Annotated in this window: 1 protein-coding gene; it reads right to left on the bottom strand. The window is 45.3% G+C overall.

The window, feature by feature from the left end; genetic code table 11:
* Nucleotides 1-100 precede the first annotated feature (100 nt).
* Complete coding sequence (locus R7070_RS26550; protein ID WP_318141566.1) at nt 101-835, bottom strand: flagellar brake protein; 735 nt, start codon at nt 833-835, stop codon at nt 101-103.
* Between the last annotated feature and the right edge of the window lie 206 nt (nt 836-1,041).

Raw genomic sequence — 1,041 nt, 5'->3', positions numbered from 1 at the left:
ATGGTCTCAGCAAAAAGGCACCCTTGGGTGCCTTTTTAATGCTCGTTTTTCAAGAACGAATACGTGCTCTAGCAACTTCATGGCTCTAGGCCGTTCGAATTTATTTCAACTTCAGCTTGGTGCCGTCGAATTTGAGATGGCTCAGCAGACTCTTGGCGTTAGTTTTGCCTACCTCATCAAACTCCATTCCGTAGCGGGCATAGTGAGTCGATTTTTGCAGGTTACAAATACGACCATTCAGTGGCGCTAACAGGCGACCATCACTCGGCATGGTGAGGTCTAGAGTGATACGGTCGCCAACTTGTAAAGGTCGGCTCATTGGCGATGTCACAAAACGACAGCCGCTGCGAGACAGGTCTCTGATCTCACACTCACTTCGATATTCACCCAAGCGGACTCGCGCTTTCAAATTCACCTCATAACGCACTTCTTTACGAAGTTGGAATACCTGCATTGTATTGGGAAGGCTAAGCACTAAAATGGGATAAGGGTCGCCCAAGCGATGTTGAAGCTGAGCCCTAAAAGGGATGACGGCGCCTTCGCCACGATGAGAATACGCTTTTACGTTTATCCAAAAGCCTTCTTGAAAATAGAATTTCAAATCTTCATCGGAAATATTCGGAACTTCGATCAATGCCGTATTGTTAGAGTGGCAGCCGACAAACGTACTGGTAGTGATGAACTTCGTTCCAACAGGCGTGGTCACATTAAGAGTGACTTCACTACCGTGCTCGACCATCGCCATTGCATCGGTGCTGTTTAATGTGGTGGCCTGACGTTCTGGTGCTCTCTTACTCTGCAGAGGTAGATTGCCGTCTCTGGCACTGGTTATCATATTTCTCATTCTTATTGTCGTACCTGATTTGAGAAGAGGTGACTGCTATGAAATTTAGCACTAAACGACTGGGTGTCTTTGCGTGGTAATGATTTTATTCAGTGATATAGTTTGATTCAATAAATCCGTAACAAAATTAGAGAAGAAGATATGCATAAAGTGATTCACGACACTGAAAGTGGCCTCTTTTGGGTTGATTTAGAGCA

It is taken from the genome of Vibrio sp. 1557, assembly GCF_033340175.1.
In the GTDB taxonomy this organism is placed as follows: domain Bacteria; phylum Pseudomonadota; class Gammaproteobacteria; order Enterobacterales; family Vibrionaceae; genus Vibrio; species Vibrio alginolyticus.
The sequence above is the reverse complement of the archived record's forward strand: the minus strand, read 5'-3'. Positions and strand labels throughout refer to the sequence as shown.

Coding starts and splice junctions, on each gene's coding strand:
- R7070_RS26550 (WP_318141566.1), bottom strand. CDS start 835: ATGATAACCAGTGCCAGAGACGGCAATCTACCTCTGCAGAGTAAGAGA.